Source organism: Bifidobacterium tibiigranuli, assembly GCF_009371885.1.
Lineage (GTDB): Bacteria > Actinomycetota > Actinomycetes > Actinomycetales > Bifidobacteriaceae > Bifidobacterium > Bifidobacterium tibiigranuli.
In genome coordinates, this window is the sequence record NZ_QLZA01000016.1 from 1 (window position 1) to 23763 (window position 23763).

A 23763-nucleotide genomic window follows, 5' to 3' on the forward strand; every position below is an offset into this window, starting at 1 on the left:
GGTACAACACGACCCGCATCAAACGCTCCCTCGGCTCCACAAGCCCCGACCAATACCGCCGTTCACTCGGCCTGATAGCATGAACAAGCAAACACAACAACGTGTCCAAGTTTTCCACCGCACCCCCAATGCCATATACAACAGATTATCGCTGTCTGATTTCTATTAAGCAGATTTGGGTCCGATGGAGGCGAATCTGCGTTTTGCAGGTTTTCGGACACTCATGGAATGGCGGTATCTCAACGTTTCCAAATTGCTGAATATCATCGATACTTGGCGAAGTGCTTAGTTGGCGAAAAATCTGCTGAATAGATGCAAAACATCGTACGATGCAAGAGCATCTGACCGATAGGCGCCGTTTCAATCATTTATTTACACCTATTCGCATCTATTCAGCATTTTTTCGTCTATTAAGCAGGTACGAAAGTAGACAGCCGAAACCTGCCGACTCACAATGGCGAAATTCTGCCGATTCGTAAGAATCGTTTTCCAATCACCATGCTGTTCTCGCTGTGATTCAGGCGAAATCTGCTTAATAAATGTAGCCAGCACGAAAAATGATGGTTGAAAGGCCGCTGACGAGCTTCCAGCTCTTTCCAGATGACATCTTATTGCGCATAAACACAGATGATTGGTAAATCATCGCATTGTCTACTGCTGCTTGGTGAGGTCCTTTTGCAGGGCGAGCAGCACGAGGGCCACGAGCAGCAGTGCGGCGATGGAGAGGACGCCTATCGAGGGATTGCCAGTCAGCGCAGTAGCCGTGGCGACGAGGAAGGTGCCAAGAATCGAGGCGGTTTTGCCGAAGATGTCGTAGAAGCCGAAGTATTCGTTCGCGTGGTCCTTGGGGATGATCTTGCTGTAGTACGAGCGCGACATGGCCTGGATGCCGCCTTGGAACACGCCGACGGCAATGGCGAGAATCCAGAAATCGACGGCGGTGCGCATGAAGAATGCGGCAAAGAAGACGATGAACAGGTAGGCAGCCGTTCCGACCATGATCATCGTCTTCGTGCCGAAGTGCCCGGCGAGCTTCCCGTACCAGATCGAGCAGGGAAAGGCGACGAACTGGGTGACCAGCAGCGCGATCACCAGCTGCGTGGAATTGATGCCAAGCTGGGTGGCGTAGGAGGTGCTCATCGAGATCACGGTGTTGACCGCGTCGATATAGAAGAAGAACGCGAGCATGAACATCCACAGTGGCTTGTTCTTCACGATTCTGGTGAAGGTGTGGCCGAGTTCGGTGAAAGAGCTGCGCACGGCCTCGCCGATGTGATCGGCGGTCGTGCGGTAATGGGTCTGTTTGTAGCTCGTCAGAAGCGGGATGGTGAACGCCGCCCACCAGATCGCCGTGATGATGAAGGACGCTCTCGTGCAGGCCGCCGTGCTCCATCCGAACGCCGCAGGACCGGCGAAAATCAGCGCGATGCACAGGATGAACGGCACCGTCGAACCGATGTAGCCCCAGCCGAAGCCGTGCGCCGAGACCTTGTCCATCCGCTCATTGGACGTTGTGTCGACCAGCATCGAATCGTAGAAGGTCAGCGACCCGTTCAGGCCAATGGTGGCCAGCATGAAGACGATCAGGAACGGCAGCCATGCTAGGGGCACGGCCAGCGCGCAGCACGCCACCACGCCCGTGCCGAAGAAGCCGAGGAAGAAGCGGATTTTCATGCCTTGCACGTCGGCGATCGAGCCGAGCACCGGCATCAGCAGTGCAATGACGATCGAGACGATGGTCTGGGCGTAGCCCCAGGTCGACACGATGTTGGTCTTTCCCGCCGCATGCAGCAGGGAGTTCGCATAGATCGGCACCACGGCGGTCGAAAGCAGCACGAAGGCGGAATTGCCGACATCGTAGACGATCCAGCGTTTTTCGGTGCTTGTTAATTTCATTGTTGATCGCTCTGGCACATCAATCATCGCAAACCCCGGTGTTATGAACTGTTCTTATCGTATCGTCTCCATCGTAGAGGTCTGCGCGGCTCGATTCGCGGCCGTAGGATGAATATCGCGTGAACATTATGGCGGCTGGCGCATCAAGCGCTGAACTGGATGGCGGTGCCGGATAATGAATTCCGAGAGTCGCAGCCGTGCAAGAGCCACCCGGTTCGCTAGAGTGGGGGCATGAGCGAAATGCGGCGGATACGGGTAATCATTGCGGATGACCAGGAACTAGTGCGGGCGGGGTTCTCGATGGTGATTGGCTCGCAAGCCGACATGCAGGTGGTGGCGCAGGCCAATGACGGCGCACAGGCGGTGGCGCTGTCGGAAACGCTGCACCCTGATGTGGTGCTGATGGACGTGCGCATGCCCGGCATGGACGGCATCGAGGCGACGCGGCGCATTAGCACGATGAATACCGTGCCGCCGAATCCGGATGCCAAGGTGCAGAACGACGATTGCGACCCGCAGGTGCCGCAGACGACGCATGTCATCATTCTCACGACTTTCGACCTCGACGAATACGTGATGTCCGCCATCAACGCCGGAGCCTCGGGCTTTCTGCTCAAGGACACCGAACCGGAGACGCTGCTCAATTCGATTCGCACGGTCTTCCAGGGCAATGCGATCATCGCGCCGACCGCGACCAAACGGCTTATCGAGAAGATGTTGGATGGGGAGATCGCCGGCACTGGGCCGAATATGCAGAACGGCCAAGGCGGAATGAATGGGCAGAGGAACGGTCAGCTGCCCTACGGCGCGCAAACCGATGGAAACACTTCGGCTCCAGCCCGCTACACTGACCCGGAGCTGGACGACCTGACCGAGCGCGAACTCGAAGTGCTCATCGAAATCGCCCACGGCCTGTCGAATCAGGAGATCGCCGACAAGCTGTTCATCAGCCTGCCGACGGTCAAAACGCATGTGGCGCATATTCTGGCGAAAATCAACGCGCGCGACCGCGTCCAGGCCGTCGTGTTCGCGTATGAAAACGGGCTGATCGAGGCGTAAGCGGTTTTTGGCTCACACTTTTTCAGGCAGTCTCAAAAAGTGTGAGTTGCACTCTCAGGACACGGCCACTCACAAGTACAGAAACGCAGAGTTGGGACCCATCGGGTCCCAACTCTGCTTAAGCAAGGCGGACACTGCCACAGTCGGCGCACCGCCTGATGCGACAACGGCAGAACACCGATCAGATTACGCCTCGGCGAGCGCCTCTACCGGAGCGGTTTTCAGTGCGCGCCTCGCCGGGAACACGCTGGCGAGCAGCGCGGCTACGGCGGCAACCAGCAGCACGATGCCATTGGTCTTCCAGTCAAAGGGCAGCGCGATGTCTCCGTAGAGGCTGAAGACGATGTAGGAGCCCAGCCAGCCGAACAGCGTGCCGAGCGCGATGCCCGCCAGTCCGCTGACCAGCGCGATGAGCAGCGCTTCTACAGACAGGGAACGCCGCAGCTGACTTCGTGTCATGCCGATGGCGCGCAAGGTGGCTGATTCGCGCGTCCGCTCGATGACGGACAGGCTCAGGGTGTTGGCCACGCCAATCAGCGCAATCAGCACCGCGACCGCAAGCAGCCCGATCAGCAGCGTCATCATGGTGTTGACGATGCCCTCCCAGCTTATCCGCTTGGCGATTGGCCCGGTCAGGCTCACCCCGGAATCGGAGCCGAGCGCGGCCTGCGCCTTCTGAACGGTGTCCACGAGATTCGTGGCATGCGGGTCGACGGAGGCCAGCAGAATGTGGCTTTGCGTCGTCAGCGTGTCCGATGCGAAAAGCGTGTCATCCACGAAAACCACAGCGTCATAATTGTCGGACACTTGCCTGAAATCGCTCTGGTCGACCGATAGCGACAGCGCTTTCCCTGCATTCTTGCCCGAACCAGTCTCAGAACCAACGTGCGCGGCTCCGCCACCGTCACCCGCCCGGAAGGTCGCAGTGTCTTTGAGATCCATCGCCTTGCCGCTTAACGCGGAGTACTTGGGGAACAGCGCGCGTTTCCCGGCGATCTGCACACCGCCAAGATTCGCATGCATCACCGATTGCAGCTTGCCAGCATCAGCCACGCCGACCAGCAGCGTCGAATACTTATGGCCTGATTCCTCGACTATGCCAGTCGCAACAGGCGCATACAGCGTGTGGGAGATGCCCCGCACAGCCGATATCTTGCTGGCGGAGCGCTGATTCAAACCATATCCCGTCGCCACCAGATCGACGCTGTAGCGCGTGTTGAGCGCATTGTTCATCGTCTCCTTGCTGCTGGCGGCCCCGGTCGCGATGGTCGAGACCAGTGTCACGCCAATCAGCAGTGCCAAGCCGGTGGCGGCGACGCGGCGCGGGTTCTTCTGGACGTTCGCGTTCGCGATTTTGGCCGATGGTCCAGCCCAGGAAACCAGCGTGCCAGCGCCTTTCATCAGCTTGGGCAGCCATGAGGCGGCGGTCAGCGCAAGACCGAGGAAAACAGCCACGCACCCGGCGATTGCGATGAGCAGGATGATCGAATATCCGTTGGCGCCGGAGCCTTGCGTAGGCTCCCCCGCGCTGATGTAACCGTGCATGCGCACGACGGAGAACGCTGCCAGCGCCACACCGGCAACGGTAATCAGCGCGCCAGAAGCCGTACGCAGGTGGTACCCGGTCGACGCGGCTTCGCTGAGTTCCATCGGCCGCAAGGCTTCAAGCGGGGTGACTTTGGTGGACGCGCGGGCCGAGCCAAGCGAAGCCAGCACGGTCATCAGGACGCCGAACGCCAGCGGGACGGCGATAACCGGCGCGGTGATGACCAGCGAGGCATGGGTCGATGCGCCGGTAAGCGCCTTGCCCAAGGCATCCGAGCGCACCGCCAGCGCCATGATGCCGATGCCTGCGCCGATGCCGATCAGAGAGGACACCAGGCCAAGCAGCATCGCTTCGAGAATCACCGAACGGTAGATCTGGCCTCGTTTCGCGCCAATCGTGCGCAGCAATGCGAAGGTGCGTCGGCGCTGCGCAACCAGAACCTGGAAGGTGTTGGCGATGACCAGCGCGGCCACGAGCATTGCGATGACGCCGAAAATCATCAGGAATACAGTCACCGGGCTCATGCCGCCCCCGTTCATCTGCTTAAGCGCCGTTTCCGAAGCCGCCTGACGCGATTGAACGGTGAAGTTCTGGGGCAGCAGCGGCCGAATGCGCGCGAGGGCTGCGTCGGCCTGGGCCGGATTGACATCGAGATACAGCCCGGGGACCTGAACCGTATCGAAGCTCGGCAAGCCTTGGAGAGCCGCCAAATCGGCATCGTTCACAATCGCCGCTCCCCCGTAATATGCGAAGGCGCCGTTCGGATCGTCGCTCAGGCCCACGACCTGCATGTGCCGGGCGGTTTCGCCAGACAGCGAAGCTCCCGGGCCATCCGGGCCGTCCGGGACGGTGGAAGCCTGCCCGCTGATTTCGACGGCATCGCCGACGCCCGCGCCCAGCTGCTGCGCCGTGCCTGAGGGAAGCACAATCTCATTGCTGGTTTTCGGCTGCCTGCCTTGGGAGACAGTCACCGGAAGCAGTTTTGCATCGTTCGCTCCCCCGATGGCGACAGCCGAAATATGCTTGCCTGCCTTGCTGGCCTCGATATTCGCTCGCGCATCGGCTCGCACGCCGTCGACGCCGTCGATTGCGCGCATCGCGTCGAGGTGGAAATCAGCGGCGGCACGGCCCCGCTGATCCTCCGGCGAGGCATTGCTGTTGGCCGCAACGGTGTAATTCGCCTGGCCGAACGAGGCCAGAAGCTGCGAGCTGAGCGAATTGTTCATCGCGTTGCCGAAGAGGAAGGTGCTGGCGATGAACGCCGTGCCGATGACGATGGCGATGCCTGCGGGAATGAGCATCCGCAGGCTTTTCTTCATAAGCTGTAAAGTCACTGACCACATGGGAAGTCCTTAGTATCGGCCAGGCTGTCGGACATGCGCTGGGCAACGGTGGGCGCTGCGCTGCTTCGAGTGACGCAGTCGCGCTCCTCCATGAGCAGCTCGCTCATGCGTTCGGCGGCGGGATCGGTTTCATCGGCCACGATGCGGCCGTCAGCGAAGACGATGGCGCGATCGGCGTAGGAGGCGGCAACCGCGTCATGGGTGACCATGATGACGGTCTGGCCCAGCTCCTTGACCGACTGTTTGAGGAAACTGAGCACTTCGGCGCTGGACACGGAGTCGAGGTTGCCGGTCGGTTCGTCGGCGAAGACGACGGCGGGCTTGCTGATCAATGCGCGTGCGATGGCGACGCGCTGCTGCTGACCGCCGGATAATTCATTGGGCCGATGGCTCAAGCGTCCTTCAAGCCCCAAGGTCTCGACGAGCACCTTGAACCATGAGCGGTCCGGCTTCTCGCCGGCCAGAGTCAGAGGCATCAGGATGTTCTGTTCGGCGCTGAACATCGGCAGCAGGTTGAAGCTCTGGAAGATGAACCCGACGCGGTGCCGGCGCAGCAACGTCAGCTGATTGTCGTTCATCGAAGTAAGCTCGGCCCCGTCGAAGATGATTCTGCCGCCGCTGGCCGAATCGAGGCCGGCCAAAGTGTGCATCAGGGTGGATTTGCCGGAGCCAGAGGGCCCCATGATCGCGGTGAATCGCCCTTGCTCAAAGCTGATATTCACGCCGCGCAGCGCATGGACCGCATTCTCGCCACGCCCATAGTCCTTCATAAGATTGATGGCTTCTATCGCCACCGGATTGCTTCCTGTCATCGCTTCGCTCTCCTTGCGTACTCGATGCTCGTTGCGTTTCAGAGCATTGTTGTTCGGAACACCTTTCACGCTACGCAAGCGAACGGCCGGGCGACATCATGCGCAAGACCGAAAAAGCCGGGTTCTTCTCTCATCCTTGCGAATGAGAGAAGAACCCGGCTTATGAAAAGGCAGACGGAGTTATATGAGGGCTATAGGAACGTAACTGTGCGCTTAATCTAGAGCACCTGCGACAGGAAGTGACGCAGGCGGTCAGACTTGGGGTCCTCAAACACCTGGTCCGGCTGACCGGACTCGATGATCCGCCCCTCATCCATGAACATCACCTGTTCGGCGACCGATCGTGCGAAGCCCATTTCGTGGGTCACCACCACCAGAGTCATGCCTGAGTCCGCAAGCTCGGTAATAGTGCCGAGAACGCCCTTCACGAGCTCGGGGTCGAGCGCCGAAGTGGCTTCGTCGAAGAGCATCACCTCAGGATCCATCGCGAGCGCGCGAGCGATGGCGACGCGCTGCTGCTGCCCGCCGGACAGGCTCACAGGGCGCGCATCCGCCTTGTGAGCAAGCCCGACCCTGTCGAGTTCGAGCAGCGCACGCTCGTTCGCCTCGTCCTTAAGCCCCTTGAGCTTGATCAGACCGAGCGTGACGTTCTCGCGCACGGTCTTATGCGGGAACAGGTTGAAGTGCTGGAATACCATGCCTACACGCTGCCGCAGCTTGTCGGGATTGTCGCTGAGAACCGAACGGCCGTCGAGCAGTACGTCGCCTGAATCCGGCTCGGCGAGCCTATTGACGATACGTAGCGTCGTCGATTTGCCCGACCCCGAGGGGCCGATGAGGCAGGCGGTCGTGGCGGCGGGCACTTCAAAGCTGATGCCACGCAACACCTTATTCGAGCCGAAAGCGAGGTGAACGTCGTTGAGTGCGACGCTGACGCCTTTGCGCTGCGGAGCCGTTGTCTTTGATTCGTTGGTCACGGCGGTTGTTTCGTTCACGGTCATTATGCCTGCACCTGCTTCTGTGTCTCGCTATCCGTTGCGCCTGCGATGCCACGAGACTCGGCACCGCTCGGCGCCTGCTCGTCGGGGTCCTGCTTGACCGGCTTGCCCTCGCGCAGCCGCTTATCGATGTGGTTCACATAGTGGGTCAGCGGCACGGTGATAGCAAGATAGAACAGCCCGGCGAGCACCAGCGCCGACTGGTTACCGCTGTTCGCGGCAGCGTCGGCACCGATTCTGAACAACTCGCGCTGGCTGGCGAGAAGACCCAGGAAGTAGATCAGCGAGGAGTCTTTGATGAGCGCGATGAACTGGTTCACGAGCGCAGGCAGCACCCGTCTGATGCCCTGCGGAATCACGACGAGACGCATCGATGCGCCGCTTGAGAAACCGATTGCGCGAGCTGCCTCGTTCTGCCCCTTGTCGACGCTCTGAATGCCGGATCGGAAAATCTCGCCGATGTAGGCGCTTGCAATCAGCGACAGGGCGAGGATACCTAGCGGATAGGGATTTGGCCCCCACAGCTCGATGCCGAGCGGGGCGAAGCCGACGCCAATCAGCAGGATGGTGACCGCCGCGGGCAAGCCGCGGAAGATATCGGTGTAGACCCGAGCGGGCCACCGCAGCCAGCGGTGTCGAGACAGGCCTGCGACCGCGAGCAAAAGACCCAGAATCGTGCCGATGACGCCTGATGTCACCGCGAGTATCAGCGTGTTTGGAAGCCCCACCTTCAGAAGATCGGGGAACGCCTTCTTCATGGCATTGAAATCGAAGAATGCCGACCACACCGACCCTAGCGAACTGCCGCTGGCTGAGCTGGCTCTGTTGCTCGTGGGTTTTTCGATGGAGCCCTTCCCTGAGCCCGGCACAAATTCCTTCGGAATCGCGCGCCCCGGGTAATACTGTTTTTGCAGCTTCAGCCAGGTGCCGTCGGCGATGACCTCGTCGAGGCCCTTGTTCAGCGCCTCGCGCAGGGCGTTGTTGCCCGGTGCCACGGCGTATGCCATGCCGCCGGGATCGAGTACCGAATCGACTGCGGCAAGCTTGCCGCCAGACTCCTTGGCGCTCTTCTCGCCGATCTCGGCAGGAGCGATCCATGCGGCGGCCCCGCCCGTGCGCAGCTGGTTGAGCGCCGCATTGTAATCATTGACGCGAACCGGGTTCAGCTTCTTGCGGGTCGCATAGTCGTCTTGCACCGTTCCCTGCACCACGGCGACGCGCTTGCCCGCCAAATCGTTGAACGACTTGACAGGAGAGCCGGCCGGGGCGATAAGGCCCAAGTAGCCGAAGTCATAGCGGTTTGTGAAATCGACGGTCTGCTTCCGCTCTTCCGTGATGCTGATGGATGAAGAGCCGACGTCGAATTTGCCCCGCGCCACCTGCGTCAGCAGCGAGCTGAACTCGGTGCCGACGAACTCAACCTTTAAATTGAGCTTCTTGGCGACAGCAACCAGCAAATCGTTGTCGAAGCCGGTGAACTTGCCGTCTTTGAGGTACACGTTCGGCGGCGCATCGGTCAGCGTGCCGGTGAGCAGCACGCCCGGCTCGACGAGACCGTATGGGTTGTCCTTCGAATTGCCCGAAGAGCCCGCTGCCATAGCGGGTCCGCCGCCGATAAGCGCTACAAACGAGAGCACGGCGGCCAAAACTATCGTGGCAGCGAAGAGTCGCCTAACCTTTGTCATTTCAATCCCTTCAAAACTAAGCTGCCCGCCCAGAATATTGCGTTTCTGGACGAGCAGCTTAGCTTCTATAACCGACGGGCGGCTATTGTGCTGTGCGAATGCGTTTCATGCCACCAAATGCTGTGATATCAAGAACGCGGCGTCACTTCGCCAGACCGGATTCGCGCAATGCCGCGAATCCTTCCTTCAGGTCATCGAGGATATCCTCGATGTTCTCGGTGCCGATCGACAGGCGAATCGTGCCCTCGTGGATGCCCTGGTCCTCCAGCTCCTCAGCGGTCTCCTGCGAATGGGTAGTCGAAGCCGGGTGAACCACCAGGCTCTTCACATCAGCGACATTGGCGAGCAGGCTGAACAGGTGCAGATTGTTGATGAACACGCGCGCCGCATCCTTGCCGCCTTTGATGTCAAAAGTGAAGATCGAGCCGGCGCCGTTCGGGAAGTACTTGAGATAGAGCTCGTGGTCGCGCCTGCCCTCGATGCTGGGGTGCGAGACGGACTCCACTTCCGGCACGGTCTGCAGGTACTTGACGACCTTGAGCGCGTTCTCGACATGGCGCTCGACGCGCAGCGAAAGCGTCTCGGTGCCCTGCAGCAGCAGGAAGGCCGCGAAGGGGCTGATCACCGCGCCGGTGTCGCGCAGCAGAATCGCGCGAATGCGGGTGACGTAGGCCGCGCCGCCCAGCGCCTCGTAGAAGTTGAGGCCGTGGTAGGAGGGATCCGGCTCGGTGAGCGTCGGGAACTTGCCCGGCACCTCGGCCCAGTTGAACGTGCCGCCCTCGACAACGACGCCGCCCAGCGTGGTGCCGTGTCCGCCGATGAACTTCGTAGCGGATTCCACGACGATGTCCGCGCCGTGCTCAAGCGGGCGGAAGAGATAAGGTGTGGCGAAGGTGTTGTCGACGATCACCGGCAGATGATGGCGATGCGCGATCTCGGCGATGGCCTCGAAGTCGGGCAGGTCGGCGTTCGGGTTGCCGAAGGTCTCGAAGTAGATGAGCTTGGTGTTGTCCTGGATCGCGTCCTCGAAGTTCTGCGGAACCTCCGGATCGACGAAGGTGGTGGTGATGCCGTCGCGCGGCAGCGTGTGGCGGAAGAGGTTGTAGGTACCGCCGTACACGTTCTTTGAGGAGACCAGATGATCGCCGGACTGGGTGATGTTGCGCACCGCATATTCGACCGCGGCCGCGCCGGAAGCGACGGCCAGACCAGCGGTGCCGCCTTCGAGCGCCGCGATGCGGTCCTCAAACACGCCCTGTGTGGAGTTGGTCAGGCGGCCGTAGATGTTGCCCGGGTCCTTCAGACCGAATCGCGCCTCGGCATGGTCGAAGTTGTGGAACACGTAACTCGTGGTCGCGTAGATTGGCACGGCCCGCGAATCGGTTACGGCATCGGCCTCCTCCTGGCCGACGTGCAGCTGCAGGGTCTCGAAACGGTACTGGTGGTTGCTCTCGCTCATGTCATCCTCTTCTGTTGGTTGATTTGTTGGTGCGTTGCGGAACGTTGGCCCGCTCCGTCGGGACGCTATGGGCGTCTGGCGAAGCGATAACCTGAGACTACGGCGTTCGCCGGCTCAACGGCAAGCTGGGCGCTATCGCGTTCTCTTATAACCGATTAGCAAACGTTGCGATACGTGGCATTGACGCGGAAAACTCTGGTGCGCAAAACGTCGCCGGCAAGCCCTGAGACCTGCCCGACACGCCGAGCGGACGGACGACGAAAACGCCCCGTAGCGGCGCACGGCTAGGGTCTAGAGTCGTATACGGCGAATCCTTCGGATGGTGCCCGGCCTGAATCGCCCGGGTACCATCCGTGCGTGCAACAGAAAGGCTATTCATGACTCAGGATGCTCAGGATGTGACATTGTTCGAACGCGACCCGCGCTATATTCCGCGCGTCGCAGCGGTGCACGACATGTGCGGCTACGGCAAGTGCTCGCTGACGGCGGCGATTCCGATTCTTTCGGCGGCCGGCTGCGATGTCTGCCCGGTGCCGACCGCCCTGTTCTCGGCCCACACCAAGTACAAGGTGTTCACTTTCCATGACACTACGGAGATCTTGAGCGGGTATCTCGACGCCTGGAAGCAGGAGGATGTCGATCTCGACGGCGTCTATAGCGGCTTCCTCGGCTCGGCCGAGCAGGTGGCCATCATTCAGCGGCTGTATCGCGAGTATCCCAAGGCGCTGCATCTGGTCGACCCGGTGATGGGCGATGGCGGCGAAATGTACCCGACCTACACCGAGGAGCTGTGCCGTGCCACGGCCCAGTTGGCCGACGGCGCGGATGTGCTGATGCCGAATCTGACCGAAGCCAGCCTGCTCACCGGGCGCAAGTATGCCGGGCAGAATCTTGACGATGCGCAGGTGGACGTCGTGCTGCAGGCGCTGCTCGACCTCGGCGCCAAGAACGTCGTGCTCAAGGGCATCGATCGCGGTGACGGGCAGCTGCGCAACTATGTGGCAAGCGCAGCGACCGGCGTTGCGGCCAAGCGCGAGCTGGCGCACGAGAAGCTGCCCTTCATGATTCACGGCACCGGCGACGCCTTCGCTTCGGCGCTGTGCGGAGCGGTGATGGCAGGACGCACGCTTGTGGAGTCGGCGCAGATCGCCGGCGAATTCGTGCGCCATGCGATGCAGAGCACCCGCAACCAGCCGCATTACGAGGATCGCGGCGTAAGCTTCGAGCTCAATCTGGGCGAGCTGGCTTCGCTGGTGAAGTGAGGTGCGGCGCCTGGGCTGGGCTTGGCTGGGCTGATCCGGCTTGGGCAGACGGCATGCGTCCCTAGACTGCCCGCAGCGTACGTTTTGCAGCACGTTGCACACTCCCGTATTGGAAAACGTACACTGAGCCGTGGTTAGCGTACGTTTTCCAATACCGAGTCCTGAAACATGCCATAAAACGTACGCTGCAGACGCCCATCCGGCATTGTGGATAACTCGATTTTGTCCACATCCTATCCACAACACGCCGGATTCGTACCCTTCGACCACATGACCTGAAATCGCTGTGCTCCGCGAGCGTTTTCTGGTCAACTGGTCATATGAACATACAGCTTATTGATACCCAGACCCGCACCGATGTACGCCCGCTTATTCATACGCAATGCCCTGCCAACACAGAACGCATCGGTTCGCAGGGCATCGGCGCGCATCCTCTCGATGTCCTGCCAGGCAACGCACAACAGTCCAGCATGACCCATGCCGCCACGATTCGAGGCATCGAATCTCCGGCTCTGGCAGCGGCGAGCGCACTGCAGGAGCTGTCCGCGCAGCTGCGGGACCCGACGCTCGCTCCGGCACGTTTCGGCGTCCTCGGCGAGGAATACGCCGCTGCCTGGCTGGCCAGGCGCGGCTGGTCGACGCTGTCGCGCAACTGGCACACGCGCTATGGCGAATTGGATCTCGTCATGCTCGACCCGGAGCGCACGATCGTCTTCGTCGAGGTGAAAACCCGCCGTACCATGCGCTATGGGAGCCCGCAGGAGGCGGTGACTGCGCGCAAACGGCTGCGATTGCGCCGTGCCGGGGTGCAGTGGCTGCTTGAGCCGGAGCATCGCATCGCGCATAACGGCGTGCGCTTCGATGTCATCAGCATTCTGCTTGAGGCGAGCGGGCCGAGCGTGCGTTATATTCCCGAGGCGTTCTGATGGCTATCGGCGGCGCTCTGTCGATCGGCCTGATCGGGCTCAAGGCCTTCGTCATCCAGATTCAGTCCTTCATCTCGCCCGGTCTGCCGTACTTCTCCATCATCGGGCTTCCCGACGCTTCGCTGAGCGAGGCCCGCGAACGCGTGAAATCAGCCTGCCAGGCGAGCGGCTTCTCCTGGCCGCAGACGCGCGTCACCGTCAATCTCTCACCTGCCTCATTGCCCAAACGCGGCTCCTCGCATGATCTGGCGATAGCCGCTAGCGTGCTCGCCGCAGCGGGCGCGATAGACGCGGACAATCTCATAGACACCATTGTGCTGGGCGAGGTCAATCTCGATGGCACGGTTCTACCGATCAATGGTCTGCTGCCAATCATGCTGCATGCCAAGCAGCACGGCTTGCGCCGCATCATCGTGCCGCATGCCAATGAGGACGAGGCTAGGCTGGTCGGCGGGCTGAATACAGTCTGTGTGCGCCACGTCGGCGAGCTTATCGAGATGATGGGAGGAAATGCGAAGTACCAGCTGGCCCCCGAGCGCCGAGATGAGGCGCATGCGCTGTCACATGACAGTCAGGCTCCGATTGAACCACAGGATATGAGCGAGGTCGTCGGCCAGGAGCACACGAAATGGGTACTGCAGGTGGCTGCGGCCGGTGGGCATCATGTGCTGATGACCGGGCCGCCGGGCGCCGGCAAAACCATGCTTGCTTCGCGCCTGCCCGGCATCATGAGCCCGCTCGATGATGCGGAGCAGCTCGAAGTCGCCTCTATCCGCTCCTTGTGCGGGACATTGGGCAGCTATGGCATCAGCGACATACCGCCATTCGAGGCGCCGCACCATACCGCGTCGAACGCCGCGCTGGTCGGCGGCGGCTCAGGAATCGCCCAGCCCGGAGCCATTACGCGGGCGCATCGCGGCGTCCTGTTCATGGATGAGGCACCTGAGTTCTCCCCTCGGGCGCTGCAAACCTTGCGCGAGCCATTGGAATCAGGGTATATAGCGCTGTCGCGCGCCAAAGGAACCACCTACTATCCGGCACGCTTTCAGCTGGTCATGGCGGCGAATCCCTGCCCTTGCGGCTTCGGATACGGCGACGGGGAACGCTGCACCTGCCGGGAGAAGGACCGCGTGCGCTATTTTTCGCGTCTTTCGGGGCCGATTCTCGACCGCATCGACATCCAAGTGGAAGTGCCGCCCGTCGAACGCATCACCGGGCAGCTTGCGGCGCAGGGCGCATGCAGCCGGGATATGCGCCTGGCGGTATCCAAGGCGCGTGCGGCAGCAAGGGAGCGTTTCCGCGAGCGTCATTGGGGTTGCAACGCCCAGGCGGGAGGCACTTGGCTGCGGGAGAACACTTCGCGTCAGGCCGTCGAATTGGTCAATCAGGCCTTGGAACGCAGACGGCTGAGCCTGCGCGGAGCCGACCGCGCCATGCGCTTGGCGTGGACGCTTGCCGACCTCGAAGGCAAGGACTCCCCCGGCAAATCCGAGATGATGCAGGGCATCGCGCTACGCACGAGGCTGTCATGAACGGCAGCATGGGCGCCATTCTCGGCGGCGCAGACACTCCAAACGGGCATAAATCCACTGAGATCAGACAGTCAGGTGCCATGCGGCCGGAAGGCGCTGCAACCAGTCAGACCGATGCTACGAACAGCAACGAGAACGATGTGCCCAGCCACATGAGCGCTGCAGTCAGCGATGGTACGGTCGCTTCACCGAACAGTCAGCCAGTGGTTTCGCCGCCTGATGCCGAGACGCTCGCCCGAGCCACGCTTACCTTCTGCCTCGATGGCGCGGACGCCCTGATGTTCGCCCTGCTCAAAGGCGCACAGAACGCGCAGTCAGTGGTAGCGCTGCTGCGCGAATTCACAAGCGACATGGCGCAATCCAGTCAACCGAAATCCAGTCAACCACAATCTGAACTACCGAAAGCCTGTCCGTCGAAAACCAGCCTGTCGAGCACCAGCATGTATGCGCAGCGTGAGCTGGAAGCCATGTTTGCCACGGGCATCGCGCGCTGGGGCCGCAGTGTCGATCACCGGGGCATGCAGGTTTTCCGGCGGGCTTTGCACCGATGGCTCGATCGCTTCACGCAATTGCCCAGTCACGACCCGCAGCCGCTGTCGGACTGGTTCACGATGGACGGCAGCCAGTGGATCATCGCGCCGCATAGCCGGTACTGGCCCAGTCAGCTGGCCGACCTGTCCACGCGCAAAGATTGGGCGGCGCCGTTGTGTCTGTGGGGATATGGGGAGCCATCAAGCCTTGTCACGTGTCCCAAGCCGATAGCGATTGTCGGCTCGCGCGGGGTGAATGAATACGGGCGAAGCGTCGCGCATGACATAGCTTTGCAGGCGGCGGCCGATGGCCATGTCGTCGTTTCGGGCGGCGCATTCGGCACGGATGCGGCTGCGCATTGGGGCGCGCTTGAAGCCTCGCGCCGCGACGACATCGGGGCCGGCACCACCGTCGCGGTATTCGCCGGAGGGCTGAACCATATCGGCCCGCAGCGCAACGAGCGCCTGTTCGAAGCCATACTTGCCAACGGCGGAGCGCTTATCAGCGAACTATGCCCCGGTACAGTGCCCGAAGCGCGGCGTTTCCTGCTGCGCAACCGAATCATCGCCGCCCTGTCCTCAACGGTTGTCGTGGCACAGGCCCGGACTCGCTCCGGCGCGCTCAACACCGCGAACTGGGCGGCGGAGCTGGGGCGTGAGGTCTACGCGGTTCCCGGCGACATCGATTCGCCGGACAATGCCGGCTGCAATGCGCTCATCCGCGACGGCAAAGCCATCATTCTGTGCTCGACGCATCATATCGATGAGCTCTGCCACAAACGCCATGAACGATTTGCCCCGGAGGCAGAGCCAGCGGAGCCGACCAAGTCAGCGGATTCGCTCGAATCCGGCATATCGGCAGACTCAGGCGAGCAGGCAGAGCAGACGAACGAATTGCTCTCCGGCAGTTCCAACGACAAGCAGGCACCAGAAAACACTACACCCGAGCAAACTGAAGAGTCGCGCCGATATGAGTCGGTGCACACCGCCATACGACGCTGCCACCGCCGAAAACTGGTTGCCAATCCTGAAGCGATACTCTCCATGCTCACCGGCGACACGACATTCGCACGGCTGACCGAAACGCTTGGCGAAATGGAGCTGCTGGGGATGGTCGAATTCGATCGCGGCGCGATCCGCATCACACAACAAGTGAGCGTCAACTCCGGCAACGCTCGAAACAATAGCCACCCTGATGCCCCGACACAGAAGGAGCAACTCTCATGACCGAACTCGATTCACTCCTGCCACTGGCAGCGCTGCAAATCGACCAGCCAGCCTTCCTCGCCAGCGTTGGTATGGCTTTTGGCGGGCGGGATGAAGGACACGCCCTCGTCCTCCAACAGTGCACGCTGGCGTTCCGGGCCGCCGAAGGCGAATCCGGGAGCGAGCGAGCCGTCGCGGAAGACCACACGATGACAGGGAATGACACCCGGCTCCGGATTGGAATGCAGGGCATATCCGACGATGCGCGCATTGCGGGGGTTGCCAGCCAAGGCCGCCACCTGGCCATAAGTCGCCACCTTGCCCATCGGAATGCGGCGGACGACATCGTAGACACGACTGCTGAAGGATTCGCTCATGACCCTATTATCGGCCACCGGCTCGAAAATGCGATGCCGGTCCGCACCCGACGAGCCAAACGCGCCCGGACGCGCGGCAGACCGGCCCCGCGAGTCCTGCCGTGTGCAAGAATCGAGGGTATGAGTCCCGAACATGTGGAAGAAATGTATGACGCGATTATCGTGGGTGCCGGAGCCGCCGGATTGTCTGCGGCCTTGGGGCTGCTGCGCTCGCCGGCGATACAGACGGCGCGGGAGAACGGCGCGGAACCGAAGATCCTGGTGATTTCCAAGCTGCAGCCGCTGCGTTCGCACACTGGCTCGGCCGAAGGCGGCATCGCGGCGAGTCTGGGCAACGTCGAGCATGACGACTGGCATTGGCACTACTACGACACCGTCAAAGGCGGCGATTGGCTGGTCGATCAGGACGCCGCGCAGGTGCTCGCGCAGTACGCGCCCGAAACCGTCATCAACTTGGAACGCTCAGGGGCCGCATTCTCCCGGACCGCAGACGGGCATATCGCCCAGCGGCGTTTCGGCGGCCACACCGCTGATTTCGGGCATGCGCCGATTCGACGCGCCGCATATTCCGCCGACCGCGTCGGGCATCAGATTCTGTTCGCGCTCTGGCAGCAGTGCGTGGCGAACGGCGTCGAGTTCGCCGAGGAATGGGTCGTCACCGATCTGGTGCTGAACGAGTCGAAAGGCGCGGTGCGCGGCATCGTCGCCTTCGACACGCATACGGGCGACGTCCATGCACTGCACGCGCGAACCGTGCTGCTTGCCACCGGCGGCGCAGGGCGGCTGTTCCATACCACAACGAACTCCTGGGACCTGACCGGCGATGGCATGGCGCTGGTGCTCGAGGCCGGATTGCAGCTTGAGGACATGGAGTTCATTCAGTTCCATCCCACCGGGCTGGCCCACAGCGGCATACTACTTTCCGAGGCGGTCCGCTCCGAAGGCGGCGTGCTACGCAATGCGCGCGGTGAGGCCTTCATGCAGCACTATGCCCCCGAGCACGGCGATCTAGCGGCTCGTGATGTCGTCAGCCGGGCCATCATCGACCAGGTCGAGCAAGGTCTCGGCGTGCCGGACCCGAAGGACCCCGATGGGCCGCACGACTGCGTATGGCTCGATATGACGGGCATCCCGACCGAACATATGCAGCAGAGCCTGCCGCAGGTGCTTGAGACCATTCGTACCTATGCCGATCTCGATCCAAGCCGGGATTATGTGCCGATCAAGCCGACCGCGCACTATACGATGGGCGGCATCCCCATAAGCCTCGACGGCGAGGTATACCGCTGGCATGAAGGCACACGCGGCATCGTCCAAGGGCTGTACGCCGCTGGAGAATGCTCCTGCGTCAGCGTGCATGGGGCGAATCGACTGGGCGGCAACTCGCTGCTCGACGCCTGCCTGTTCGGCAATCGCGCCGGCGCAGCCATCGCGCGGAAGATCACGCAGCCGATTACGGGCGAAGGTGATGCAGCAATCAGTGATGCATTCGTCAACGCCGAAGCAAACAATGCCAACGAAGATCTGGTCAGCGTGAGCGCCGAGCGCCGTCGTGCGGATGTGCAGCAGCTCCTATCGCAGAGCGTCAACTCGTCCGATTCCCGAGATGGCTTACTCTCAGGCCACAACGCCGAGATCAATACGGCCAATGAAGCGACCGACGCTGGCACCACCGCAATGCCCTCCGATTCGCACGATTCAGACGATAATTCCACCAACAACTCTGCTGATAATCTCGACGACAATCCTTACGAGCTGATGTCCGAGCTTGGCGAAGCAATGGAACGCGCCCTCGCCGTACGCTGCGACGCGCACAGCATTGCAACCGCCCGCACATGGCTACGCAATGTGGCATCGTCCCGCGCGCAAGCCCTTCGCAGCCATGCGTCGGCGGCAGCGTTCAATCAGGAGCTCACCGCGATTTGGGAGGCACGGCATCTGACCACGCTCGCCGACGTCGTGCTGCGCGCCTCCGATGCGCGGCATGAATCGCGCGGATCCCTGTACCGCACCGATTTCACCGAGCGCGACGACGAGCATTATCTCGCCCATTCCATGACCGCAGCCGACGAGGATGTGCTGTGGCAACCCGTGCATATTCTCGACATGCCGCCACAGGCACGCACCTATTAGCGTCTGGCGGTCAGCTCGAACTGACCGAACCTCATGGCAAAATAGTGGCGTCAATCAGTGCAGCACAGCAGGAAAGGCGGGCGCATGAGCGGCATAGGCAATGCTACGGCGACGGTCACGATACGGGTGAAACGCTTCGCGCCGCGACCCGAGCGACCGAACCGCCACGCCAGCAGCGCCTTGCGAAAGTCCGCATCGCCTTTCGGCTCCACGCGAAAACGCCCACGCGGCAAGCAATGGAGCCAGGAATACACGCTGCGCATCCACCCGCATGACACTGTGCTGGATTGCCTGCTCACCATCAAACGCACACTCGACCCGACGCTCGCGTTTCGCTACTCCTGCGGACACGGCATGTGCGGCTCGGATGCGGTCGCCGTCAACGGCACGCCGACGCTGCTGTGCACGGCGCGAGTATCCGACTATGCGAAACAGCTACCGCACAACGCACACAACGATGGGTTCCGACGCACTGCAACGGTCAACGCTTCCGCAGCAGCACACGACTTTGCCACATCGAATGGCAGCGCCATAGAGGCAACTGAGAATGCGAGCACAAATTCAGCCAGCGCTATAGACGTCAATGCAGCCGAAAGCACGGCCGCGTCGACGCAGTCCGCGCCCGATCTTGGCATCATCGAACTTGCACCGCTGCCTGGCTTCCCGGTGCAGCGCGATCTGATTGCTGACATCGACCCGATGCTCGACCAGATTAAACGTCTTCAGCCATATTTGCAGGCCGATGGCAAACTCGCCACGACCCGTGAAGGCAAGGTCGATGTCTTCGAATATTTGCAAAAGCCCGAGCAGCTGGCCAAGTACGAGCTGCTGAGCAACTGCATCGCCTGCGGCGTATGCGAGGGCAGCTGCCCGGTGTTCGCAGGCGGCGAGGCTTTCATCGGGCCTGCGGCACTGGTCATGGCCTCGCGTTTCCTCAACGATTCGCGCGACAATGCGGCCCAGCAGCGACTCGATGCCATCGATACCGCTGACGGCATCGCCGCATGCCAGTCGGTGCGTGCGTGCGGACGCCAGTGCCCGCGTGGCATCGACGTCGGCGAGGAGATGTGGCAGCTCACCACCGCCGTGCGTGAGCGCTGAATCGCACAAGCTGCATTACTGAAGTCATGCCGCCGCGGATGCGTAGCTTTTTGCACGCTAACTCGAGGCTGACGTATGAAATACAACGGAATCGACCCATACAACGTTACATTTCATACGTCAGACATGATTTACCGTATTTACCGTGCATCCGAACGTGGCCCGTCAACACGAAGAATCATTAATAGGCGAATTTTCGCCGTATTCGCGGCACATTCCGCTCACATGCCGGTAGAGTAGGGAGTCATGGATAAGACGTCGTACACCAATCTTGCGAAAATGTGGGAACTCGCCGAGGACCGGGCGTTCTCGCACCAGTCCGAGGACATGAACGCCGTGCGCCGGCATGCCGAGGAATCAGGCTCCCCCCAAGGGTCGGCTCAGCAGGCCGAACTGCTGAATCTGCTCGTGCGGATTATCGGTGCCACGTCGGTGATTGCGGTCGGGACCGGCTCCGTCGTGGAGACGCTGCAGTTAGTTAAAGGGCTCGAGGGACGCGGGCAGCTGACGGCCGTCGATTCCTCGGCGCAGGGCATCGGCCTGATTCGTTCGTTGTTCACGCAGCTTGACGACGTGACGCAGACCACGCTGCGCGCCGTGAACGCCCCGGTCGAGGTGTTCCTGCCGCGTTTGAACGCTGGAACCTACCAGTTCATCGCCGTATGCGGCGAGGCCGGAAACTATGCCGCAGCCTTCGAGCAGGCACCTCGTCTGCTCGGGGAGCATGGCATGATTGTCTTCACCGATGTCATGGCGTTGGAAGGCTCCGAATCCAACGGCGGCGTGCTCAATCCCGCCGACCGCAGCGACAAGGCAGTTGCCATGCGCACTATGCTCGACGAAGTACAGTCCGATGAGCGCTTCATCTCAACGTTTGTGCCCGTCGGCACTGGTATGCTCATCGCCGTCAAGAACTAGGAGCGAATGGACGTTCAATCGAACGTTAGGCGTTTTCGAACGCTACACGAGGCCAACTGTCGGAATTAAATCCCAAGGCCAACGATCAACGGCCAACAAGCCGTACGAACTTCACAAACTACACGAGTGCCTACTGCGCGATTCCGCTGACCGCGACCCGCACCGCCTCATCGGGATCGTCGGTGAATGCCACCAGCTCGGGGTCGAGCGGCGAGATGAATCCTCGCCCTTGCACGGTCGCGCCCAGCCAGTCGAACAGCCCGCGCCAGTACGCCGTGTCGAAGAGCACGACCGGGATGGATTTGACCTTATGCGTCTGCACAAGGGTGAGCAGTTCGAAGAGCTCGTCCAAGGTGCCGAATCCTCCGGGGCAGACGATGACGCCTGAGGAGTATTTCACGAACATCGTTTTGCGCACGAAGAAGTAGCGGAAGCTGATGCCGAGGTTTACCCACTGGTTGATGCCCTGCTCGCGCGGCAGCTCGATGCCTAGGCCGACCGACTTGCCGCCCGCGCTCGATGCCCCACGGTTGGCCGCCTCCATAATTCCCGGTCCGCCTCCGGTGATGACGGCGACGTTGTGCTTCGCAATTGCCTCGCCCATGTGCATAGCGCTGAGATAGTCAGGATCACTCTCCTTGGACCGGGCCGATCCGAACACGCTTATCGCAGGCCCGAGCTCGGCCAGCGCACCGAACCCGTCGACGAATTCGGCCTGAATGCGCAGCACGCGCCACGGATCCATGTGTAGCCAATCGGTGGACTGCTCCTCCTTGAGTAGGTTGGCGGTTGTGTTGTCGCTCGGGACCATCGAGCCGCGCAGCAGCACCGGGCCGCGCCGGTATCCCTCCCCCAGCGGCGAACGGCTGCTGTTATCCTGGCTGGTGTCATCGCCTTCGCCGTCTTCGCTACCTTCGCCGGAACCGTTAGATTCGGCTAAAGAGTCGTTCGTAGGCTGCTCGCCCTTGGTATTCTCGTTCACCGACAGTCCACCCTCGGATTCGGTCTCGTTCTCGGTCATGCTTTGCTCCCTTGTTCACACATGTTCACGCATTGCGATTGTATATTTTGTCAGTCATCGGATTGTCAAGCACCGGACTCAACGCCCGCATGCTCACGCTCATAGCGCTTGGATTGGCGGTGCAGCAAAATGCCAGAGACGGCGGCGGAAAGCAGCGAGGCGAGCAGAATGCCGATTCTGCTTTCCGCAACCATGTCGACGTCGCTGTATGCCAATGATGCAATCAGGAAGGACACGGTGAATCCGATGCCGCAGGCGCATGACATGGGGAACAGGTCGCGCACGCGCAGTCCTTCGGGCAAGTCCAGCCCCGCGAGATGCCTGCATATCCATGACGTGGCCATGATGCCGAGCGACTTGCCGATAACGAGCGCAACGATAATGCCCATAACAATCGGCGAGACGAACAGGGCAGGTTTGAAAGCATCGAAATGCACGCCCGTAGCGAACATTGCGAAAATCGGCAGCGCCACAAGCGCGGACAGGGGCTGCAGCCGGTCTCGATAGCGCGCCGCGCGCGGAGTCAATTCGCCATGCCGTTCGATTGCAGGCGTGAACAGGCCGACCAGCACGCCTGCCAGCGTGGGATGCACCCCGGCTTCGAACATCATGACCCACGCCGCGATCCCCACGAGGCCGACCGCAAGCCACGGCACGCGGCGCATGCGCACCAGCAGCGCCCAGACTGCCGCGCACACAGCAAGCCCCGCGAACCAGTACCACTCATTGAGATGCGAGAAAAACACGGCGATGACGATTATGCCCAGCAGATCATCGACCGTGGCAAGCGTCATCAGAAACGCGCGAATCGAACCGGGCAGCGCCTTGGCGAATAGGGACAGCACCGCCAGCGAGAACGCGATATCAGTTGCCGTGGGAATCGCCCAGCCCTGGGCGATAGCGCCGAGTCCACCCGCTGCACCGCCCGGCTGCATCGAGTGCAGCACATGGGCGACCAGCAGGAACAGCGCCGGAGGAACCAGCATGCCGCCTATCGCCGAGAGCATCGGCACGGCGGCAGCTTTGGGATTGGCCAGCGTCCCCGTGGTCAGCTCCTGCTTGAGGTCAAGCCCCACCACCAGGAAGAAGATGGTCAGCAGCCCGTCCTGCGCCCAGTGCCCGATCGGCAAATCGATGTTGGTCGCGGGAATGCCAACATGCGTATGCGCGACAAGCGCGAAGGCGTCAGCCGTGGCCGGCAGATTCGCGAGCACAATGCCCAGCAGCGCGCACCCGAGCATAATCAGGCCCGAAGCCCGGTCCGACGCGCCCAAGCGCTTGATAGCAGTCAGCGTTCCGTGTGTTCTCATATCGTCCTTATCCAACTTATCCGTCATGGTGGGCTGTATGTGCCCGCTGAAAACGAGTCTTCATTTCCCTCGGCATCAGCTCGTGGCAAACCTTTTCTGCTGGGCATTCATCTCTTTACAACACTCCGATTCCGCGGATTCGTTTATCTGCCAGGCCCCATTGAGCCTTGAACCATGTGGATCACCTGCGATCATCCCACCAAGTCATCAGCACAATGTCTTATATTGTCAACCTCTATTTATACCAAAAGCCATCATGTTTCACCTTGCCAACGCAGCGACACGCCGTGTTTGCCACGTATGGGCAAACGCTGTATCTTATATGAGTTGCCAAAAACAAGGCCAAGGAAACAAAGCCTCGTGACAACATGCGCCAGTAGCCCAATGGATTAGAGCAGCTGACTACGGATCAGCAGGTTGCAGGTTCGAATCCTGTCTGGCGCACAGCGCGTAAGCCCTACAGCCACAATGGCTGTAGGGCTTTTGCATACCTGCTTCAGGCGGCGAAAATCCTGAGCATGTGGGTTATAGGAACAAACGTGTTGGTTTAGACTGTGGTTTTTAGCTGGTGTTGTTGGGGTATGGGGTGCTGGCGTGCAGTTCGTTCCAGTCGACGCCGCTGCCCGGGGCTGGCTCGTCGCCGGTATGC

16 protein-coding genes, 1 tRNA gene and 2 pseudogenes are annotated in these 23763 nt (G+C 61.2%); 10 read left to right on the forward strand and 9 right to left on the reverse strand.

Annotated elements, in window-relative coordinates; translation table 11 throughout:
* Positions 1–651: 651 nt before the first annotated feature.
* Entirely contained in the window at positions 652–1896 is a 1245-nt protein-coding gene (locus tag DDF78_RS11405; RefSeq protein WP_415482550.1) for an MFS transporter, read from the reverse strand.
* A 300-nt stretch (positions 1897–2196) separates the two neighbouring features.
* Between DDF78_RS11405 and DDF78_RS12470 the strand changes: the two are divergent.
* Positions 2197–2304, forward strand: a pseudogene (locus DDF78_RS12470) (DNA-binding response regulator); the annotation flags it as partial.
* Positions 2305–2427: 123 nt separating this feature from the next.
* Positions 2428–2955 (forward strand): annotated as a pseudogene (locus tag DDF78_RS12475) (LuxR C-terminal-related transcriptional regulator); the annotation flags it as partial.
* 186 nt (positions 2956–3141) lie between these two features.
* Here DDF78_RS12475 and DDF78_RS11415 read toward each other — a convergent pair.
* The 5 genes from DDF78_RS11415 to DDF78_RS11435 form a co-directional block, all read right to left on the reverse strand.
* On the reverse strand, positions 3142–5844 hold the full coding sequence (locus tag DDF78_RS11415; RefSeq protein WP_152581830.1) for an ABC transporter permease: 2703 nt from the start codon (positions 5842–5844) through the stop codon (positions 3142–3144).
* Positions 5832–6656: an ABC transporter ATP-binding protein gene (locus DDF78_RS11420; protein WP_152581831.1), complete on the reverse strand. Its 825-nt coding sequence runs from the start codon at positions 6654–6656 to the stop codon at positions 5832–5834. Before DDF78_RS11420 ends, DDF78_RS11415 begins: the two co-directional genes overlap by 13 nt.
* A gap of 218 nt (positions 6657–6874) precedes the next feature.
* Complete coding sequence (locus DDF78_RS11425; RefSeq protein ID WP_152581832.1) at positions 6875–7657, reverse strand: amino acid ABC transporter ATP-binding protein; 783 nt, start codon at positions 7655–7657, stop codon at positions 6875–6877.
* Entirely contained in the window at positions 7657–9339 is a 1683-nt protein-coding gene (locus tag DDF78_RS11430) for an ABC transporter substrate-binding protein/permease (RefSeq protein WP_152581833.1), read from the reverse strand. The genes DDF78_RS11425 and DDF78_RS11430 overlap by 1 nt, the downstream gene beginning before the upstream one ends.
* A gap of 142 nt (positions 9340–9481) precedes the next feature.
* Positions 9482–10798, reverse strand: a complete 1317-nt coding sequence (locus DDF78_RS11435) for an O-acetylhomoserine aminocarboxypropyltransferase/cysteine synthase family protein (RefSeq protein ID WP_152581834.1) — start codon at positions 10796–10798, stop codon at positions 9482–9484.
* Between the two features lie 377 nt (positions 10799–11175).
* Between DDF78_RS11435 and DDF78_RS11440 the strand changes: the two genes are divergently transcribed.
* From DDF78_RS11440 to DDF78_RS11455, 4 genes are all read left to right on the forward strand, one after another.
* On the forward strand, positions 11176–12060 hold the full coding sequence (locus DDF78_RS11440) for a pyridoxamine kinase (protein ID WP_152581835.1): 885 nt from the start codon (positions 11176–11178) through the stop codon (positions 12058–12060).
* Positions 12061–12530: 470 nt separating this feature from the next.
* Positions 12531–12986: a YraN family protein gene (locus DDF78_RS11445; protein ID WP_152581843.1), complete on the forward strand. Its 456-nt coding sequence runs from the start codon at positions 12531–12533 to the stop codon at positions 12984–12986.
* Positions 12986–14518, forward strand: a complete 1533-nt coding sequence (locus DDF78_RS11450; RefSeq protein WP_152581836.1) for a YifB family Mg chelatase-like AAA ATPase — start codon at positions 12986–12988, stop codon at positions 14516–14518. Before DDF78_RS11445 ends, DDF78_RS11450 begins: the two co-directional genes overlap by 1 nt.
* Positions 14519–14670: 152 nt before the next feature.
* The gene (locus tag DDF78_RS11455) at positions 14671–16275 is read left to right on the forward strand and encodes a DNA-processing protein DprA (protein WP_152581844.1); all 1605 of its coding nucleotides are present in this window, start codon (positions 14671–14673) and stop codon (positions 16273–16275) included.
* Between the two features lie 11 nt (positions 16276–16286).
* Here DDF78_RS11455 and DDF78_RS11460 read toward each other — a convergent pair whose 3' ends face one another.
* Positions 16287–16631: an MGMT family protein gene (locus DDF78_RS11460; protein ID WP_152581837.1), complete on the reverse strand. Its 345-nt coding sequence runs from the start codon at positions 16629–16631 to the stop codon at positions 16287–16289.
* 120 nt (positions 16632–16751) lie between these two features.
* Between DDF78_RS11460 and DDF78_RS11465 the strand changes: the two genes are divergently transcribed.
* From DDF78_RS11465 to DDF78_RS11475, 3 genes are all read left to right on the forward strand, one after another.
* A complete protein-coding gene (locus DDF78_RS11465; RefSeq protein ID WP_152581838.1) occupies positions 16752–18764 on the forward strand; it encodes an FAD-binding protein in 2013 nt (670 codons plus the stop codon).
* Between the two features lie 84 nt (positions 18765–18848).
* Entirely contained in the window at positions 18849–19865 is a 1017-nt protein-coding gene (locus DDF78_RS11470) for a succinate dehydrogenase/fumarate reductase iron-sulfur subunit (RefSeq protein WP_152581839.1), read from the forward strand.
* 246 nt (positions 19866–20111) lie between these two features.
* The gene (locus tag DDF78_RS11475; protein ID WP_152581840.1) at positions 20112–20783 is read left to right on the forward strand and encodes an O-methyltransferase; all 672 of its coding nucleotides are present in this window, start codon (positions 20112–20114) and stop codon (positions 20781–20783) included.
* 130 nt (positions 20784–20913) lie between these two features.
* Here the strand turns inward: DDF78_RS11475 and DDF78_RS11480 are convergent, their stop codons facing one another.
* Both DDF78_RS11480 and nhaA read right to left on the reverse strand, forming a co-directional pair.
* Positions 20914–21594, reverse strand: a complete 681-nt coding sequence (locus DDF78_RS11480) for an LOG family protein (protein WP_202613285.1) — start codon at positions 21592–21594, stop codon at positions 20914–20916.
* A 275-nt stretch (positions 21595–21869) separates the two neighbouring features.
* Positions 21870–23114: a Na+/H+ antiporter NhaA gene (gene nhaA / locus DDF78_RS11485; RefSeq protein WP_152581842.1), complete on the reverse strand. Its 1245-nt coding sequence runs from the start codon at positions 23112–23114 to the stop codon at positions 21870–21872.
* 370 nt (positions 23115–23484) lie between these two features.
* On the opposite strand from nhaA, the gene DDF78_RS11490 reads away from it, so the two are divergent.
* Positions 23485–23558: transfer RNA gene (locus DDF78_RS11490), tRNA-Arg, on the forward strand.
* The last annotated feature ends 205 nt before the right edge of the window (positions 23559–23763 follow it).

What these genes read in the sequence shown, in the direction of transcription:
- DDF78_RS11405 (WP_415482550.1), bottom strand. Translation starts at nt 1,896, where the DNA reads ATGAAATTAACAAGCACCGAAAAACGCTGGATCGTCTACGATGTCGGC.
- DDF78_RS11415 (WP_152581830.1), bottom strand. Translation starts at nt 5,844, where the DNA reads ATGTGGTCAGTGACTTTACAGCTTATGAAGAAAAGCCTGCGGATGCTC.
- DDF78_RS11420 (WP_152581831.1), bottom strand. Translation starts at nt 6,656, where the DNA reads ATGACAGGAAGCAATCCGGTGGCGATAGAAGCCATCAATCTTATGAAG.
- DDF78_RS11425 (WP_152581832.1), bottom strand. Translation starts at nt 7,657, where the DNA reads ATGACCGTGAACGAAACAACCGCCGTGACCAACGAATCAAAGACAACG.
- DDF78_RS11430 (WP_152581833.1), bottom strand. Translation starts at nt 9,339, where the DNA reads ATGACAAAGGTTAGGCGACTCTTCGCTGCCACGATAGTTTTGGCCGCC.
- DDF78_RS11435 (WP_152581834.1), bottom strand. Translation starts at nt 10,798, where the DNA reads ATGAGCGAGAGCAACCACCAGTACCGTTTCGAGACCCTGCAGCTGCAC.
- DDF78_RS11440 (WP_152581835.1), top strand. Translation starts at nt 11,176, where the DNA reads ATGACTCAGGATGCTCAGGATGTGACATTGTTCGAACGCGACCCGCGC.
- DDF78_RS11445 (WP_152581843.1), top strand. Translation starts at nt 12,531, where the DNA reads ATGACCCATGCCGCCACGATTCGAGGCATCGAATCTCCGGCTCTGGCA.
- DDF78_RS11450 (WP_152581836.1), top strand. Translation starts at nt 12,986, where the DNA reads ATGGCTATCGGCGGCGCTCTGTCGATCGGCCTGATCGGGCTCAAGGCC.
- DDF78_RS11455 (WP_152581844.1), top strand. Translation starts at nt 14,671, where the DNA reads ATGAGCGCTGCAGTCAGCGATGGTACGGTCGCTTCACCGAACAGTCAG.
- DDF78_RS11460 (WP_152581837.1), bottom strand. Translation starts at nt 16,631, where the DNA reads ATGAGCGAATCCTTCAGCAGTCGTGTCTACGATGTCGTCCGCCGCATT.
- DDF78_RS11465 (WP_152581838.1), top strand. Translation starts at nt 16,752, where the DNA reads ATGAGTCCCGAACATGTGGAAGAAATGTATGACGCGATTATCGTGGGT.
- DDF78_RS11470 (WP_152581839.1), top strand. Translation starts at nt 18,849, where the DNA reads ATGAGCGGCATAGGCAATGCTACGGCGACGGTCACGATACGGGTGAAA.
- DDF78_RS11475 (WP_152581840.1), top strand. Translation starts at nt 20,112, where the DNA reads ATGGATAAGACGTCGTACACCAATCTTGCGAAAATGTGGGAACTCGCC.
- DDF78_RS11480 (WP_202613285.1), bottom strand. Translation starts at nt 21,594, where the DNA reads ATGGTCCCGAGCGACAACACAACCGCCAACCTACTCAAGGAGGAGCAG.
- nhaA (WP_152581842.1), bottom strand. Translation starts at nt 23,114, where the DNA reads ATGAGAACACACGGAACGCTGACTGCTATCAAGCGCTTGGGCGCGTCG.